This window comes from Methylacidimicrobium sp. AP8 (genome assembly GCF_903064525.1).
In the GTDB taxonomy this organism is placed as follows: Bacteria; Verrucomicrobiota; Verrucomicrobiia; order Methylacidiphilales; family Methylacidiphilaceae; genus Methylacidimicrobium.
Map to the genome: position 1 here is coordinate 1364145 of NZ_LR797830.1, position 14381 is coordinate 1378525.

The 14381-nt window shown below is 62.4% G+C and carries 19 protein-coding genes and 1 riboswitch; of the genes, 8 read left to right on the forward strand and 11 right to left on the reverse strand.

Annotated features, from left to right (window positions below; genetic code table 11):
• Positions 1–5: 5 nt before the first annotated feature.
• A complete protein-coding gene (locus tag MTHMO_RS06350; protein WP_202214037.1) occupies positions 6–491 on the reverse strand; it encodes a nucleoside deaminase in 486 nt (161 codons plus the stop codon).
• A gap of 393 nt (positions 492–884) precedes the next feature.
• On the opposite strand from MTHMO_RS06350, the gene MTHMO_RS06355 reads away from it, so the two are divergent.
• Complete coding sequence (locus MTHMO_RS06355) at positions 885–1610, forward strand: HAD family phosphatase (protein WP_202214038.1); 726 nt, start codon at positions 885–887, stop codon at positions 1608–1610.
• 94 nt (positions 1611–1704) lie between these two features.
• Here the strand turns inward: MTHMO_RS06355 and MTHMO_RS06360 are convergent, their stop codons facing one another.
• Together MTHMO_RS06360 and MTHMO_RS06365 are read right to left on the reverse strand one after the other, a co-directional pair.
• Positions 1705–1863, reverse strand: coding sequence for a hypothetical protein (locus tag MTHMO_RS06360; RefSeq protein WP_202214039.1), 159 nt, complete (start codon positions 1861–1863; stop codon positions 1705–1707).
• Between the two features lie 217 nt (positions 1864–2080).
• Positions 2081–2650: a hypothetical protein gene (locus MTHMO_RS06365; protein ID WP_202214040.1), complete on the reverse strand. Its 570-nt coding sequence runs from the start codon at positions 2648–2650 to the stop codon at positions 2081–2083.
• A 618-nt stretch (positions 2651–3268) separates the two neighbouring features.
• Positions 3269–3388, forward strand: a riboswitch (SAM riboswitch).
• A gap of 59 nt (positions 3389–3447) precedes the next feature.
• Between MTHMO_RS06365 and thrC the strand changes: the two genes are divergently transcribed.
• The 3 genes from thrC to MTHMO_RS06380 are packed head-to-tail and all read left to right on the forward strand — an operon-like array spanning position 3448 to position 5296.
• Entirely contained in the window at positions 3448–4716 is a 1269-nt protein-coding gene (gene thrC, locus MTHMO_RS06370; RefSeq protein WP_202214041.1) for a threonine synthase, read from the forward strand.
• A 29-nt stretch (positions 4717–4745) separates the two neighbouring features.
• Positions 4746–5042 carry a MoaD/ThiS family protein gene (locus tag MTHMO_RS06375; protein ID WP_202214042.1) on the forward strand — a complete coding sequence of 99 codons (297 nt, stop codon included), beginning with the start codon at positions 4746–4748 and terminating at the stop codon, positions 5040–5042.
• Between the two features lie 5 nt (positions 5043–5047).
• Positions 5048–5296, forward strand: coding sequence for an NIL domain-containing protein (locus tag MTHMO_RS06380; RefSeq protein WP_202214043.1), 249 nt, complete (start codon positions 5048–5050; stop codon positions 5294–5296).
• Between the two features lie 87 nt (positions 5297–5383).
• Here MTHMO_RS06380 and rplQ read toward each other — a convergent pair whose 3' ends face one another.
• From rplQ to rpsT, 8 genes are all read right to left on the reverse strand, one after another.
• Complete coding sequence (gene rplQ / locus MTHMO_RS06385) at positions 5384–5803, reverse strand: 50S ribosomal protein L17 (protein ID WP_202214044.1); 420 nt, start codon at positions 5801–5803, stop codon at positions 5384–5386.
• Positions 5804–5819: 16 nt separating this feature from the next.
• The gene (locus MTHMO_RS06390) at positions 5820–6848 is read right to left on the reverse strand and encodes a DNA-directed RNA polymerase subunit alpha (RefSeq protein WP_202214045.1); all 1029 of its coding nucleotides are present in this window, start codon (positions 6846–6848) and stop codon (positions 5820–5822) included.
• 95 nt (positions 6849–6943) lie between these two features.
• Complete coding sequence (gene rpsD, locus MTHMO_RS06395; RefSeq protein ID WP_202214046.1) at positions 6944–7549, reverse strand: 30S ribosomal protein S4; 606 nt, start codon at positions 7547–7549, stop codon at positions 6944–6946.
• Positions 7550–7585: 36 nt separating this feature from the next.
• Entirely contained in the window at positions 7586–8092 is a 507-nt protein-coding gene (rpsK, locus tag MTHMO_RS06400; RefSeq protein WP_202214047.1) for a 30S ribosomal protein S11, read from the reverse strand.
• 41 nt (positions 8093–8133) lie between these two features.
• Entirely contained in the window at positions 8134–8529 is a 396-nt protein-coding gene (rpsM, locus tag MTHMO_RS06405; RefSeq protein WP_202214048.1) for a 30S ribosomal protein S13, read from the reverse strand.
• Between the two features lie 27 nt (positions 8530–8556).
• Positions 8557–8673 (reverse strand): 50S ribosomal protein L36, encoded by a 117-nt coding sequence (rpmJ, locus tag MTHMO_RS06410; protein ID WP_202214049.1) that lies wholly within the window; start codon positions 8671–8673, stop codon positions 8557–8559.
• A 96-nt stretch (positions 8674–8769) separates the two neighbouring features.
• Positions 8770–9594 (reverse strand): type I methionyl aminopeptidase, encoded by an 825-nt coding sequence (gene map, locus MTHMO_RS06415; RefSeq protein ID WP_202214050.1) that lies wholly within the window; start codon positions 9592–9594, stop codon positions 8770–8772.
• Positions 9595–9667: 73 nt separating this feature from the next.
• Complete coding sequence (gene rpsT / locus MTHMO_RS06420; protein ID WP_202214051.1) at positions 9668–9961, reverse strand: 30S ribosomal protein S20; 294 nt, start codon at positions 9959–9961, stop codon at positions 9668–9670.
• A gap of 32 nt (positions 9962–9993) precedes the next feature.
• Here rpsT and MTHMO_RS06425 point away from each other — a divergent pair, with 32 nt between their 5' ends.
• The 4 genes from MTHMO_RS06425 to MTHMO_RS06440 all read left to right on the forward strand — a co-directional run bounded on the left by MTHMO_RS06425 (position 9994) and on the right by MTHMO_RS06440 (position 14377).
• The gene (locus MTHMO_RS06425) at positions 9994–10728 is read left to right on the forward strand and encodes a hypothetical protein (RefSeq protein WP_202214052.1); all 735 of its coding nucleotides are present in this window, start codon (positions 9994–9996) and stop codon (positions 10726–10728) included.
• A 39-nt stretch (positions 10729–10767) separates the two neighbouring features.
• The gene (gene argS, locus MTHMO_RS06430) at positions 10768–12504 is read left to right on the forward strand and encodes an arginine--tRNA ligase (protein ID WP_202214053.1); all 1737 of its coding nucleotides are present in this window, start codon (positions 10768–10770) and stop codon (positions 12502–12504) included.
• Positions 12505–12566: 62 nt separating this feature from the next.
• Complete coding sequence (locus tag MTHMO_RS06435) at positions 12567–13694, forward strand: PAS domain S-box protein (protein ID WP_202214054.1); 1128 nt, start codon at positions 12567–12569, stop codon at positions 13692–13694.
• Entirely contained in the window at positions 13691–14377 is a 687-nt protein-coding gene (locus tag MTHMO_RS06440) for a response regulator transcription factor (RefSeq protein WP_202214055.1), read from the forward strand. The genes MTHMO_RS06435 and MTHMO_RS06440 overlap by 4 nt, the downstream gene beginning before the upstream one ends.
• Positions 14378–14381: the final 4 nt, after the last annotated feature.

Here is a 14381-nt window from a genome sequence, read left to right on the forward strand (position 1 = left end):
CTTCCTCACAAGCCGGAAATCAAGCCGCCCGCCCGCTCGTCCGCGACAAGCCCGATGTCCTCATCCCACGCGGCGGGCGACCGGCGGATGAATTCGGCGAGCAGCCCCCGGCACTCGGCGTCATCCCTCACCTCGATAATCACGCCATGCCGGCGCAGCAGCTCTTCGGAGCCGGGGAAGGTGCGATTCTCTCCAATGACGACCCGCGGAATGCGGTAGAGGAGGATCGCCCCCGCGCACATCGGACATGGCGAGAGAGTGGTGTAGAGGGTGCACGACCGATAGAAGGAGGCGGGCCGGCGCCCGAGATTTTCCAGCGCGTCCATCTCGCCGTGGCGGATGACACTTCCCCACTGGATCCTTCGGTTCCTACCGCTCGCCAGGATTCGACCGCCATGGACGATGACGGCCCCGACGGGGATCCCGCCTTCCGCCAGCCCTGCGCGCGCCTCCGCGATCGCTGCCTCCAGAAACGGATCTGGCTCGGGCATGGTCCCTCTCCTGCCGACTTCTCCCTAACAGCGAAAGCTATGCCAAGAAGAGAGGCGATGAAAATCCTTTCGTCCTTTCGGCTGCCTTTCTCTTGCTTCGTGCGGTTTCGCCGGTCGTTTCCCTTAGCCGGACCGATCCGGCTCCCAAGCGATTGACCGGGCGCGCTCGTTGACGATATGCTCCTGATCAAGCGACCTCGGCAAACCGGGGCGCCCGCTCGCTTCCACCCGATCCGCAGCATTCGGAACGCAAGGAGCATCTCTAGTCTTGCTCCGGATCGCGTTCTTGTTTCTTTCCGGACCCCGGTGGGAACGTTCTGCGGTGGAGCCCCGAGCCTTTTCCGGCGACCGCGCCCCGGGTCGAGACGAACCGATTCAGAGAGGGAGAAAGCCATGAACGAAAAGGAACGACAGCAGACATCGGCGCAGGCGGACGGCTCGGCGACCGGAGCCCCCGGCAACCGGGACTGGGCGGCCATCTTCGACTGGGACGGCGTGCTGGTGAACTCGGCGGCCGCCCACTTGGAAAGCTGGCGCCGGCTCGCCCGGGAGGAGGGGAAACCGCTTCCTCCCGACTTTTTTCTTCCCTCCTTCGGCAAGAAGAACGATTGGGTCATTCCGCATCTGCTGCACTGGACGGAGGACCCTGCCGAAATTCGCCGAATCAGCGAGCGGAAGGAAGAGCTCTATCGCGCGATCGTCGCGGAACGAGGCATCGATCTTTATCCCGGAGGGATGGCGCTGTGCGCATCCCTCGCGGAGCGATCGGTCCCGATGGCCATCGCGTCGTCCACCGCCCGAGCCAATATCGAGCTCACCCTCCACCAGGCGAATCTCCGCCATCGCTTTCGGACGGTGATTTCCGCCGAGGACGTGCATCGGGGCAAGCCGGATCCGGAAGTCTTTCTTCTTGCCGCCCGCCGCCTAGGATTCCCACCCGAGCGATGCGTCGTTTTCGAGGACGCCCCCGTCGGCGTGGAAGCGGCCAAGCGGGCGGGAATGCGGGCGGTCGCCGTCACCACGACCAATCCCGCCGAGGCCTTGCAGCTGGCGGACCGGACGCTGCCAGATCTCGGGATGGCGACCCCCGAACGGATCGCGCAATGGTTTTTCTCCTGAGCGGAAGCCAACCTCCGGGCATCCCGATCCGGTCTCCGGCCGAGCGGTTCCCGGGCACGGCGCCGGGCGCCCGGGCTCCTATTGGCGGCGCGGCTTACGCGGCGGCGTTCCCTTGGAACTTCCAGCCCGTCCCCCGAAGGAACTTCTCTTCCGGAATGGCTCCGCGATTCCTCTCGATCTCCTCGATCAAGTGCGGAGAGCGCTCCTTGACGAGCTGGTTGAGGAGGCGCATCCCGGTCGCATAGATCGCCATAGCCCGAACCTCCTTGTTTATCCCTGCTCAGATGGAAGGGCATATCCGCGATGAAGTGGACCGCCTCGTTGAACCAGGAGAGCGTCGCCACGTCTTCCTGCTCCGCGTGCCGGGAGAGGATGCCTTCCAGAGTTTCTGCAATGCGGTCGTACTTCTCGCAGGCGGGGGTCGGCAGGAATTGGAGGTCGACATCGACTCTCTTCTGCGTGTTCGCCTCCTAGTCCAAGCGAAACTCTCCCCGGGGGATGAGGTCATGCTTGCCGCGAGCGGAGTGGTAGAGCTTTCCGGCGGCGTACCAGGGATCGCACAACTCGTAGCCGCGGGGATCGGCCGGGCCGAACGAGCCGGTGTTCCGATCCACCAGGATGGTATCGAAGTGGAGGTCTCCATGGGCGAAGGGAGAGACCCGCTTCGGCCTTAGCCGCCGGCGGAGCGGCTCATCCTTCTCGAGGGCCAGGAGGATCGCCGGCGCGTTGTAGCACTCCTCTCCTTGGATCGTAATTCGATCCGCGTAGATGACCCTTGCAAAAAGGGGCGCCTTCCGGATCCTTTCCGAGAAGCGCGCCCAGGCGCGCAGGAAGTGGAGCTGCTCCCAATCATCCTCCGGAGGCTGTGTTGCAGCCCGGTCGTACGCGTGCTCGAAAAGGAAATCGAGGATTCGCTGAAGCCATGCGATGGCCTCCTCGGCGCTGGCGTTCTCCTCGCCGAGGATCTTCCGCAAGGTCGGCATCGCGATGAACTCCTGCTCCATCGCGACCGCCGAGGACGATGCGTAATACCGAACCACCCTGGGGAATTTTTCCGCCAAGTCTGCGGGAAGCTGTTGCAGGAAACGGACTTCGTCCCGGAGCTTACGGGCGCCGTCCCCCTTGGCCTGCTTATGCAGGTACGAGATGACCTTGGTCCCGGCATGCGACCCCCCAGATTCTCCCGATGCCTCCGTGGATCCGGTCCGCAAGCAGCTGCTTTTCTTCGAACACACCGTCACCCACCTGGACTTTGATCATCGGATTCTCCGTCTTCTTCGGCTTGGTTGCCGAGATCCTTAAGTTTCCGAAACGGATGCCTTCTCTTTCCGGAATTCCTCCACGACGCGAGCGATCGAGTCGCGCAAGGGACGGAACCGAACCGGCCGCAAATGGCCTGGAGGAACTTCTCGTTCGAAAGCCGCATCGAGGGCGGCCGAGGAGCCCGCGCGCCCCCGTGACCAGGATTGGCTCCGCGCTGCGCCGATGGCCTTCTTTGTCTCTTTTCATGCCGGCTTGCACTTCCTGCTGCGCTTTTCTTTCTTTTCGTCCGGGCTCGGCTCTCCCCGCCGCCGAGGAGCAGAACTTGCCGGTTCGGGTTTGTGCAAATCCGCTCTTTTGCATTGACCCCCGGCCAAGTGCGGATATCGTTACGACGACTCTTATCGAGAGCGGCGGAGGGATCTGGCCCTGCGAAACCGCGGCAACCGGGGTGAGGCGAAAGCTGATCCCGTCAGGTGCCAATCCCAGCTCCGGGCGGCCTCGGAGAAGGATGAGAGGGATGAAAATCCCTACCTATCCTGGATTGTCGCATCGGTGAGAGCCAGAAAGGCAGCCGATGCAATCCGACTTGTTCACGAATCTCCGGTGCCGCGAATGCGGGCGGCTCTATCCCAAGGAGGCGATTCACGTCTGCGAATGGGATTTCGGGCCTCTTGAAGCGGTATACGACTACGATGCCATCCGCCGGCGGATCTCCCGCAGCCGGATCGAGTCCCGACCTCCCACGATGTGGCGCTACCGGGAGTTTCTCCCGCTCGACGGAGAACCGAGCGTTGGGATCCAGGTCGGCTTTACCCCGCTCGTCCGTGCGGATCGCCTGGCAAGGGCGCTCGGCGTTCGGGAAGTCTACATCAAGAACGATACGGTCAACTATCCGACTCTCTCCTTCAAGGATCGGGTCGTGGCGGTCTCCCTCTCGCGAGCCAAGGAGATGGGGTTTTCGGTTGTCGCCTGCGCGTCGACGGGCAATCTCGCTAACAGCGTTGCCGCCAACGCGGCGAGCGCCGGCCTCGAAAGTTACGTTTTGATTCCGGCCGACCTCGAGGCCTCGAAGGTGTTGGGAAGCCTCGTGTACGGAAGCCGGGTGATCGGAATACGCGGGCCGTATGACAAGGTTAACCGCCTCTGCTCGGAGATCGCCGGAAAATACCGGTGGGCCTTCGTCAACGTCAACCTCAGGCCCTACTATGCCGAGGGATCCAAGACCATGGGCTTCGAAATCGCCGAGCAGCTCGGCTGGCGGCTGCCTGCGCATACCGTGATCCCCATGGCGAGCGGCTCCCTCTTAACGAAGATCGCCAAAGCCTACAGGGAGATGATCGATACCGAGCTGGTCGAGGAGATTCCCTTTGCCATCCACGGCGCGCAAGCTGCGGGGTGCAATCCGATCGCCGACGCCTTTCGGAAGGGAACGGAGCTGATTCGCCCGGTGCCGAAGCCGCAGACTATCGCCAAGTCGCTTGCGATCGGCACTCCCGCCGACGGATACTATGCGATCCAGACGATCCGGAAAACCGGGGGGGCGGCGGAGGATGCCACGGATCCGGAAATTCTTGAAGGCATTCGGCTCTTGGCGGAGGCCACGGGAATCTTTGCGGAAACGGCCGGAGGGGTGACGGTGGCCTGCGCCCGCAAGCTCATCGCCTCCCGGAAGATTCCGGAAGACTCTTCAGTGGTGCTCTGCATCACCGGACACGGGCTGAAGACGGCCGAGGCGCTTTCGGGGTTCTTGCCTTCTCCCCGCGTGATCGATCCCAGCTTGCGGGAATTTGATCGCCTGGTCTCCTCCGACATGACGCCTTCTCCCCTTCCCAAAACAACCTAGTCGGTACATGAGAAAGGAAAAACAAAGCCATGAGTGAAGCAACGACGCAGCGTACGATTCCCGTGAGGATTCCCACCCCCTTGCGGGGACTGACCGGCAACAAGGATCAGGTGAGCGGGCGGGGCAGCACAGTCGGAGAACTCCTCAAGGATCTCCAAGCTCAGTTCCCGGGCATCGGCGAACGGCTCTTTGACCAGACGGGCGCGCTCCGCCGGTTCGTCGCGGTCTACGTCAACGGCGAGGACATCCGCTTCCTGCAAGACCAGCAGACTCCGGTCGGCCCGGAAGACGAGGTCAGCATCGTCCCGGCGGTGGCGGGAGGCTGAAAATCGTGGCAAAGGAAAAACAGCGACTCTGGCTGACCTTCGACGAGGCGCTCTGCCAAAGGCCGATCATCTGGGAGCTCGGCCGCTCGTTCGAGTTGGTCTTCAATATCCGAAGCGCGCAGGTTACCCAGACAACCGGCATCGTCGCGATCGAGCTCGAAGGAGAGCGGGAGGTCCTCAAGCGGGCGATTCAGTGGCTCGAAAATTTGGGGGTTATCGTCGAGCCGGTCGAGCTCAGCACGATCGAGGGATAGTCCGCCGATTTCCCGAGCCGGTCGGCCTATGCCGAACGGCTGACCGGCGGCTCGAGGAGAATGGCTACAGCCGGACCGAGCCCGTGCTCATGTCTCGGCCTTTTCGGAAGAGGCCGTCTTCGACGGCTTTCCGCCTTCTTTCGCCGAAGCCATCGGCTCGGTCCACTCGATCACCGCCATTCGCGCCGCGTCGGAAAGGCGATGCCCGATCTTCGTCACGCGGGTATACCCGCCGGCGCGTCCGGCGAATCGCGGTCCGATTTCCCGAAACAGCGTTTGCACCGCCTCCTTGCCATACAGGCGGGCGGCCGCCAGGCGCCTGTGATGGAGTGAACCCTTCTTGGCCAGGGTGACCAGCTTTTCCGCATAAGGCTGCAATGCCTTGGCTTTGCTCAGCGTAGTCTTCAGCCGGTTGTGCCGGATCAGGGCGGTCGCCAGATTAGCGAGAAGCGCCTCCCGATGCTTCGAGAGTCTTCCCAGCTTGCCGCGTCGTTTTAAATGGCGCATACGTCGTCTCTCCGGGTTATTCCTCGCTTCTCGCTTCCGAAGACGAAGACGTAGGAGCTTCCGATAAAAGTCCCGGATCGAATTTCATTCCGAGCGATAGGCCAAGCTGGGCCAGCTTGCATTTGATCTCGTTCAGGGACTTCTTCCCGAAGTTCCGATATTTGAGCATCTCCGCCTCGGTCTTTTGCGCAAGTTGGCCCACCGTGGCAATATTGGCGTTATTGAGGCAGTTTGCGGCCCGAACCGAGAGCTCGATTTCATTCACGCTCATGTTCAATATCTTACGAAGCCGGCTCTCCGCTTCCTGAACGGGCGGCTTCGGTTTTTCGAACTCTACTGCTTCCTTGCCGTAGCTGACAAAAAGATCAAGGTGGTGGCGCAGGATCGCCGCGGCCTGCACGAGCGCGTCGTCCGCAGCGATACGACCGTCGGTCCAGACTTCCAAAATCAACCGGTCATAATCGGTCCGCTGACCGACGCGGGTGTTCTCCACCTCGTACTTGACGCGGCGCACCGGCGAGAAGAGGCAGTCGATCGGGATGACGCCGATAGCCTGATCCGCCTTCTTATTCTCGTCCGCGATCAGGAAGCCTCGGCCCACCTTGACTTCCAGCTCCATCCGCAACGCCTGCTTCTTGTCGAGGGTGCAGATGAGCTGCTGCGGGTTCACGATCTCCACGCCGGTCTGAAGCTGGATGTCCCCAGCGACTACCGGTCCCTCCTTGACCACCTCGAGCGTCAACGAACGAGGATCCCGGGAAGCCATCCGGAACAGAATCTTTTTGAGATTCAACACGATCTCGGGAACGTCCTCTACGACACCCGGCAGGCTCGAAAACTCGTGGAGAGCCCCTTCAATCTTGACCGCCGATATAGCCGCACCTTCCAGCGAGGAAAGGAGGACCCGTCGCAGGGAGTTCCCGATCGTCTGCCCGTAGCCGGCCTCCAGCGGCTCAACGACATACCTTCCATACGTCTCCGTGGAAACTGCTTCATCCTTCGCCAAGGATTGGGGCATTTCAAAACGTCCTAAGCGCACTGCCATAGAACCGATTACCTCCTAGATCCAGCCGACTTCCTGCCCCGGCAACGTCGAAGAATCCCGTGCCGGCGGCGACCGGACTCCGATCTTTGCGAGCGTTACGAATAGAACTCTACCACCAGCTGCTCGTTGGCGATCGGCCGCAACTCCTCCTTGCTGGGGAGTCGCTTCACCTCGCCGCGAAGCTTCTCCTTTTCCAGCACGAGCCAATCCGGGACTCGAGCGGCCTGCATAGCCTCGAGGTTTCGCAAAGCCAGCTTTCGCGATTGCGGCTGATCGCGCACCTCGATCCGGTCGCCCGGGCGCGTCCCGAAGCTCGGCGTCGTCGTTCGGCGGCCGTTCACTTGCACATGACCGTGCACGATCATCTGGCGCGCACCGAACCGCGTGGTTGCAAAACCGAGCCGATGGACGATGTTGTCCAGCCGGGATTCGAGTAGCTGGAGCAGCACTTCCCCGGTGACACCCCGTTTCTTCAAGGCGGCCGCGAAGTAGCGCCGGAACTGACGCTCCGTCACCCCGTACATGAGCCGCAGCTTCTGCTTTTCGGCCAGGGCGAGCGCGTAATCGGACTGCTTGCGGCGGCTCTTCTCCCCGTGAACGCCCGGCGGGTATGGCCGCTTCTCCAATGCCTTGCACGGCCCGAAAAGGGCGACGTTGTACCGGCGCGCCTTCTTCGCCCGGGGACCAAGATATCGTGCCATAGAAATTCTTCCGTTACGCTGGCCGAACGCTCCGCGCTAGACTCGTCGCGGTTTCCGCGGCCGGCATCCATTATGCGGCACCGGCGTAACGTCGAGGATCGCCGTCACCTCGATCCCGACCACCTGCAAGGCCCGAATCGCCGACTCCCGACCCGTCCCCGGCCCCTTGACCTTGACGATCACTTCGCGCATCCCCTGCGCAACTGCTTGCCGCGCGGCGTCTTGAGCCGCCAGCTGTGCGACATAGGCGGTCGATTTCCTCGATCCGTGGAACCCGCACCGGCCGGCGCTCGACCAAGCGATCGTCCGCCCGTTGAGGTCGGTAATCGTGATCACCGTATTGTTGAAGGTGGCCAAAATGTGCGCGATGCCGGAATGAATCCCCTTGCCGCCCTTGCCCTTGTGTCTCCTTTCCTTTTCCTTATCCGCCGGCTCGGCCGTCGCCTTCTTGGCCTCCGCGTTTTTTACCGCAGCGTTGGCGGAGGGCTCCGCCGGTCGCCCCGCTTCTTCCGCAGCAGGCTTGGCCTGTTTTTCGTCCGCCATAAAATTTCTCCTCCGCAATCTACCGGCAGCAAGCCGAAGCCCTACACCTTGCCCTTCTTTGCTTCCTTCCTCCGCACCACTCCAACCGTCCGCCGCGGACCCTTGCGCGTCCGCGCGTTGGTCGAGGTCCGTTGTCCCCGAACCGGCAAGCCGCGGAGATGCCGGATCCCCCGATAACACTTGATCGCTTGCAAGCGTTTGATGTTCTGCTGGATCTCCCGGCGTAGATCGCCTTCGATCACGAAGTTGTTTTCCTGGATGATCTGCACGATCCGATTAATCTGCTGATCCGTCAAATCCTTGGCTCGTAAGCCCGGATCGATCTCGGCCAGCTCGCAGATCAACTTCGCGCGCGAAGGGCCTATGCCATAAATATAGGGCAGAGCCGCGACGGTCCGCTTGGCCCCGGGGATTTCCACTCCAAGGATACGAGGCATGTTTCTATTCTCCCTGACGCCCGAATCTTATCCCTGCCGCTGCTTGAGCCGAGGGTTCTTCTTGTTGATGATGTAAATCCGCCCTTTGCGGCGTACGACTTGACAGTTGGCGGTGCGGCGGCGGACGGAAGCCCGAACCTTCATGAAGCTCCTGTTGTTGGCAACGTCGACTGGTTTCTCATCGCTAACACGATGAAGAGGTCGATTTAAATCGGAGCGCCGTGTGGTTGACAAGTCTTTTTATTTCCGAGCCGCCTCCGCACCCGCCCCCTCCTTCCGTCCGACGGCCGCCGTCCCTTTGCTTGTCACCGAGTCGCTCCCGCAATCGGTGAGGACTTCGGGCTCCCCGGCCGTGATGAGCACGGTGTGCTCGAAGTGGGCGGACCGCCGCCCGTCGCTCGTCACGACCGTCCAACCGTCTGCGAGGAGCCGGACCGCCGCCCCGCCGGCGTTCACCATCGGCTCGATGGCGAGGGTCATGCCCGCCCGCAAGCGGGCGCCGGCTCCCGCCCGACCATAGTTGGGCACTTGCGGATCTTCGTGCAGCTTTCGACCCACGCCATGACCGACAAATTCCCGGACCACTTCGAACCCTTCCGCGCGGACGCAAGCCTCGATCGCCGCACCGATGTCCCCGATCCGATTGCCCGGATAGGCCTGCGCGATTCCTTCCCACAGCGCCCTCTTCGTAACCTCGATCAGCTTGAGGTCTCCGGGCTCCGCCATCCCGACCGGAAAGGTGACCGCGGTGTCGCCGACCCAACCGTCCTTGACCACACCCACGTCGAGCTTCACCAAATCCCCATACTGCAGTACCCGATCGCCGCCAATTCCATGGACGACTTCTTCATTGACCGATATGCAGATGCTTCCCGGAAATCCCCGATACCCCAGAAAGGCGCTCTTGGCGCCGCGCGCCGCGATCAACTCCGCGGCGTAGCGATCGACCTCGCTCGTCCGGATGCCGGGGACGAGAATCGAGCGCAAGGCATTCACCACTTCGGCCACAAGGCGGCCGCTGCGGCGCATTCCTTCGACCTCTTTCCCTCGCTTGATCGGGATCATAGCGACGATAACGAAAGCGAAACAGCCGGCCCCCCAGACGGAGCTGTAGGCGGAGTCCTCACGGGAACGAAACTTACTCCCCCGTCACGCTCTCCCCCCCGGAAGGGGCAGAAACGAAGAGTTTCCTGGCTACCCGCTGCTTCCGCCGGGCGGCCGCACGGGGCACGAGCCGTCCGCGCTTGACAAGCCGATCCAAGAGGGACTGGTACTGGGAAAAAAAGCCGATGGCATCCGCCTTGTCTCCGGAAGCCATCTTTTCGCGCATCTGGCGCGTGGCCTGCTGCAGCTCTCTTTTGGCCCTCAAGTTGTATGCTCGTTTGCGGAGGCTCTTCCGCGCTTGTTTTGCCGCTGACCGAGTGTTAGGCATAAGGGTGTTTTAATAAGAAGCTTCTATCGGCGGTGTCAAGCCTAGCGAAGATCTTTACCTTTTTCCTCGGCCTCTGCGCCTTACCCCTGATCGCGGCCGAGCTTCTTCTCCTCAAGGATATTCTCGAAAGCTATTTCCGGGAGGGACGGTGGACGTCCACGCCCGTAGCGAGCTTCGGCGGGGGTCTGCTCCTTTGGTCCGCCGTCTACTTCTTCGGAAGGCTTCCCAAGCGCCCGTACATCTTCGCCCACGAGCTGACCCACGCCCTCGCCGTTTTCCTCCACGGTGGCGACGTTTCCCGGTTCCGGGTCGGCAGTCGAAGCGGCAGCATCCGCTGCAACCGTTCGAACCTATGGATTGTTCTCTCCCCGTACTTCGTACCCTTCTATATGCTGCTCTGGCTCGGCTTGTGGACCATCGTTGACTTTTACCGGCCGATCCGATCCCATGAGTGGCTCCTGTACGCAGGAACTGGGTTCACATGGGGGTTCCATCTTTTCTTTACCGTAGAAGCCGTCCATCGGGAACAGCCGGATCTCCACGTGGCGGGATGGTTCTTCTCGCTTGTGGTAATCGCAGCGCTCAATTTCGGCATCCTATCCCTCCTCCTAGGCTTCCTCTCGCCGACGTGGACTCTTCCCCGTCTTCTTACGCGTTTCGGGGATCATCTCTACTGCAGCTACCGGCTTTGCGGTCAGGGATTCGCGACCCTCTACTCCTGGGCAAGCCGCTCGACGCCGGTGTCCGCACCCGCAGGTCATCGCTGATCTTCCCGTAACGCGCGCCTCTTTCTCCTGGGTTTCACCATGCAGTTTCCCGCCGACTTCCTACGAAATCAGCTGGTTTCCGTTCTCGAACGCCGCTTCGGCGAACGTCCGCCCGAGCCCCTCATCGAGCCTTGCGCGGATCCTCGATTCGGCGACCTGCAGAGCAACGCGGCCCTGGTTCTCGCCAAGCGCGTGGGGATCGAGCCGCGCGCGCTCGCCGCCGAGCTGGCCGCCGCCGTGGGCCAGACCGAATGGTCCCTGCCCCCCGAAGTCGCCGGTCCGGGGTTCCTCAACTTCCGCCTCAAGCCCGAGCGCTGCGCAAAGGCCTTCTTTTCTCTTCTTGGGGATCCCCGGCTCGGCATTGAAAAGGCGGACAAGCCGCAGACGGTGGTTGTCGACTACTCGAGCCCCAACATCGCCAAGGAGATGCATGTCGGCCACTTGCGGAGCACGATCCTCGGCGAGGCCCTCGCCCGCGTCTATCGTTTCCTGGGGCATCGCGTGATCACCGTCAACCATCTAGGCGACTGGGGCACCCAATTCGGGATGGTTCTCCTCGGCTTCAAGCGGCGCGGAGAGGAAACCGGACTAGAAAACGGCCCTCTCGAATACCTGGAAGAGATCTACCAGGAGATTCAGGCATCGGCCAAGGCGGATCCGACGATCCGCGAGCAGGCCAAGGCGGAGCTTCGCAAGCTCCAAAACGGAGATCCGGAGAATCTCGCGCTCTGGAGCCGGTTCGTCGAGGCTTCGAAGGCGGAGCTCGCCCGCATCTACGAGGAGCTCGGCGTCCGTTTCGACTTCACGATGGGAGAGAGCGCGTACCGCGACCAGCTCGCATCGGTCATCCGCGAGCTTTGTGCCGCCGGCATCGCCAAACCGAGCCAAGGAGCGATCTGTGTCTTCTTCCCGAACGATCCCGAGTTGCAGGACAAACCCTTCCTGATCCGGAAGAGCGACGGAGCCTATCTCTACGCGACGACCGACCTGGCGGCCCTCCGCTTCCGGGTCAAAGAATGGCGGGCCGACCGCATCCTCTACGTCACCGACGGCCGGCAACGTCTCCACTTCCGGCAGCTGGCCGCAACGGCCAGGCAATGGGGCTTGCCCGTGGTGATCGAGCACGTCTGGTTCGGATCGGTGCTGGGCGAAGACAACAAGCCGCTCAAGACCCGGGAGGGGAAGCCGATCAAGCTGCGGGAGCTGCTCGCCGAAGCCGTGCGGCGCGCCTACGCGATCATCGCGGAAAAAAGGCCGGATCTGCCGGAAGCCCGAAAGATGCAGATCGCGCGCGCCGTCGGCATCGGGGCCCTCAAGTACGCAGACCTTTCCCAGAACCGCAATCTCGACTATGTGTTTCGATGGGAAAAGCTCCTCTCCTTCGAAGGGAATACTGCGCCCTACCTGCTCAACGCCTATGTCCGGATGCGGGCGATCCTCCGCAAGGCGGAGGCGGCGGGATTTTCCCCCGGTCCGGGTCCCCTCTCGTCGGAGCCCGAGATGCGGTTAGTCAAGCTCCTCCTCGACTTTTGCCCGACCCTGGAACGGGTCGAAAGCGAAGGGCGCCCGCACTTTCTCTGCACCTACCTCTATGAGGTCGCTCGCGCCTTCCACCGGTTCTACGAATGCTGCCCGGTCCTGCAACCGTCCCCGCAGGCGGGCGGGGAAGGGACGGAGAGCCTGCGCGCGGCGCGCCTGGCGCTCTGCCAAGGAGCGGCCGCCACCTTGGGCACGGGTCTCGACCTTTTGGGGATTGAGCGCTTGGAAGAAATGTAGGCCCGGCGCGAGGAAAATCTTGCGGCAGGCAACTTTGGGTGGAAACGATGGCTTCAGCAGCCATGGATGAGAACACGAGGCAATTCGGCGAGGAGAATTCGGGGCGTCGCCCTTGTCGTCTTTCGATCGCCAACTGCCTGGGCCCCAACCACCTGCAAGGCTATTGCTCCATCGCCGGATGGATGCAGCAGATGCTCGACCAGATGCTCGAAGGGATGCTCGTTTTGGACACCGCGTTCTCGATCGAGATCGTCAACCGCGCAGCGGCGGACATCTTCGGCTATCTTCCGGGCGAGCTCTTCGGCCGTCCCCTGGCCACGCTCCTGCACACGCCGGATCAGATCGTCCCCTCGTTCGGCCTGCCGCATCGGCCAGACGGGCATGCCTCCTTCGCCAGGGGGCGCCACGAGGCTCTTGGACGGCGGAAGAACGGGGAGGTGTTTCCCCTCGAGCTATCGCTTAGCCAATCGGCCGTGGAAGGGGGCTCCGCGATCACCGTCCTCGTGCGGGACCTGAGCGAACGGAGAGCCTTGGAACGGGCTCTCTTCGAAGCGGAAACGAACGAACGGCTGCGGATCGGACAGGACATCCACGACAGCCTCTGCCAGATGCTGATCGGAATCCACTACCAGGCGGAGCTCCTGCAATCGCGGCTCCGGGACCGTTCCCTGCCGGAATCGGCCCTCGCCTTGCGGATCGGGGAACTGGTGCGGGAAGCCGGCGACTGTGCGCGAACCCTTTCGCAAGGGCTGATGCCGCTGGCCATCTCGCCCGCCGAGTTGCCGCAGGCGCTCGCCGATTTCGCGCGAAAGAGCGAAGAGCGCTCGGGAATCCGCTGCCGTTTCGCGCTCCTCGGCCAGCCGTCGCTTCAGGATTCGGCCACCGCCGTCCACCTCTACCAGATTGCGCAGGAGGCGGTCCATAACGCCATCCGGCACGGAAGGCCCCGGCGGATCGAAATTGTCCTGGGCGAACGAGCCGATTCGACTTATCTTCTTGTGGCCGACGATGGGGAGGGGATGGGACCAAAAAGCGCGTCTCGCCCGGGCCTGGGTATGCGGTCGATGCGGTACCGAGCCGGACTCATCGGAGGCGTGATCCGCTTTGAATCGAAGCCGAAAGGAGGAGTTACCGTTCTCTGCACGGTTCCTGCCGGCAGGCGGAGGATGAAGAAAGGCAGCCGGAAATGAACGAGCCCAAGGGCAAGTCGGGACCGCCGAAAAAGGTGCTTATCGTGGACGACCATGCGCTGGTGAGCGAAGGGATCGCGCAGCTCATCGGCACGAAAGGAGGACTTACGGTCTGCGGAACCGCGGCGACCGCGCGCGAGGGATTCGATCTGGTCACAAAGACGAAGCCCGACTTGGTCATCGTCGATCTCTCTCTACCGGGGAAAAGCGGCTTGGAACTCATTAAGGATATCCACGCGGCTTATCCCGAGGTGGCGATCCTCACCCTTTCGATGCACGAGGAATCGATGTATGCGGAGCGGGCCCTCCGGGCAGGAGCCAGAGGCTATCTTATGAAGAGCGAGGGGGGGCAAAGGCTCCTCGAAGGCATTCAGCGCGTGCTCGAAGGCGGAATCTTCGTCAGCGAATCGGTCGCCTCCCGAGTCCTCGAGCGGTTTTCCGGTCGGCGGGCCAAGCCCACGCTAAACCCGGTGGAAGCGCTCAGCGACCGCGAGTTCGAGGTCTTCCTGCTTATCGGACGGGGATTCGCCACCCGACAGATCGCCGAACAGCTCCACTTGAGCGTCAAAACCGTCGAAGCCTACCGGGGCAGCCTCAAGGAAAAGCTCAAGCTCGCTTCCGGACCCGAGCTCGTCCACTACGCGATTTCCTGGCAGCATTCCCAGGCCATCCCCTCCGCCTGACGCT